This window comes from Pseudoalteromonas sp. TB51 (assembly GCF_000498055.1).
Taxonomy (GTDB): domain Bacteria; phylum Pseudomonadota; class Gammaproteobacteria; order Enterobacterales; family Alteromonadaceae; genus Pseudoalteromonas; species Pseudoalteromonas atlantica.
In genome coordinates, this window is record NZ_AUTO01000173.1 from 1 (window position 1) to 1,136 (window position 1,136).

At 41.8% G+C, this 1,136-nt stretch carries 3 protein-coding genes; all 3 read right to left on the bottom strand.

Features of this window, described 5'->3' with window-relative positions; translation table 11 throughout:
- On the bottom strand, positions 1-193 hold a 193-nt coding region (locus L650_RS23690; protein WP_174380490.1), incomplete at its 3' end, for a tripartite tricarboxylate transporter permease.
- 3 nt (positions 194-196) lie between these two features.
- Positions 197-664 carry a tripartite tricarboxylate transporter TctB family protein gene (locus L650_RS0109030; protein ID WP_029772904.1) on the bottom strand — a complete coding sequence of 156 codons (468 nt, stop codon included), beginning with the start codon at positions 662-664 and terminating at the stop codon, positions 197-199.
- An 11-nt stretch (positions 665-675) separates the two neighbouring features.
- On the bottom strand, positions 676-1,136 hold a 461-nt coding region (locus tag L650_RS0109035; protein WP_029772905.1), incomplete at its 5' end, for a Bug family tripartite tricarboxylate transporter substrate binding protein.

Here is a 1,136-nt window from a genome sequence, read left to right on the forward strand (position 1 = left end):
CCCCAGCCATTAAAATCATCCCTGAATCAGCACCTATGCTGTAAGTAATAGGGATCATCAATGCAATAGCAGTTATTGGCCCAAGCCCAGGTAACATACCAATAAAAGTACCCACCAAACAGCCTGCTATCACGTACATTAAATTATTAAAGTCGAGCACGGTCGACAAACCAAGCATAATTCCATCAAACATAACTTAAATCCATAAATCGCCCGGAACCAAGTAAATACCTAATACTTGAGTCATCAAAAACCAAAACACTACGACAACAGGAATAGAGGCAAACAATAGAATCTTCTTGCGCCTTTCACCCATTACAAAAAAACCCGCTAATAAAAAGGCGCTGGTCGAGATTAAAAAGCCAACAGGCTCCAACATTGCACTATAAATCACCATTAAAACTAATAAGCCTAAAGTTCGTAAGACATGCGACTTTTCTAGAGGCTGGTTTTCTGCCGCTTTTTCGTTTGGCTTAAGCAAAGTAGAACCGATAGAAAGCAAGCACACCACAATGCCAAAAGCTGCGTATACTTTTGGTAATGTAGCAGAAGTAACCGTTTCGTATTCTTCAAATGGTAATAGTGGAATTTGCCACGCCACAATGGCGTAGAGTGTAAATAGCGCCAAGAATAAACTTGGCCCAAGTAGTTCGCGATTCATCATAAAAACCTCGATTAATCCGCTTTACGAATAAAGCCAAGCTCTTGCATTACCACTTTAAGCTGCGCTTCTTGTTTTTCGAGTGACTGGATAAATTCATCTTTTTCTTGAAAGAGATTTAACCAGCCATTTCGTGCGCGAACAGTTTCCCACTCAGGAGTTGATTGTAATTTACGAAGTTTCTCGGTGTATTGAGCAAGTTTATCGGCAGGTAAATTAGGAGCAGCAAAAAAGCCGCGCCAATTAACAAACTCCATATCGTAACCCATCGACTTTAACGTAGGTATTTTAGGGTAATCCGCTAAAGCTTCTGGCGATGTAACAGCTAACACCCTCGCCTGCCCGCCATTTGCAACTTCTAACGCCTCGCTTAAACCGGTAGAAAGTAAGTTTACTTCACCAGAGAGTAAACCAGCTTTTGCTTTACCACCGCCATCGTAAGGAATGTAACGAATTCTGCGGCCATCAACCCCGC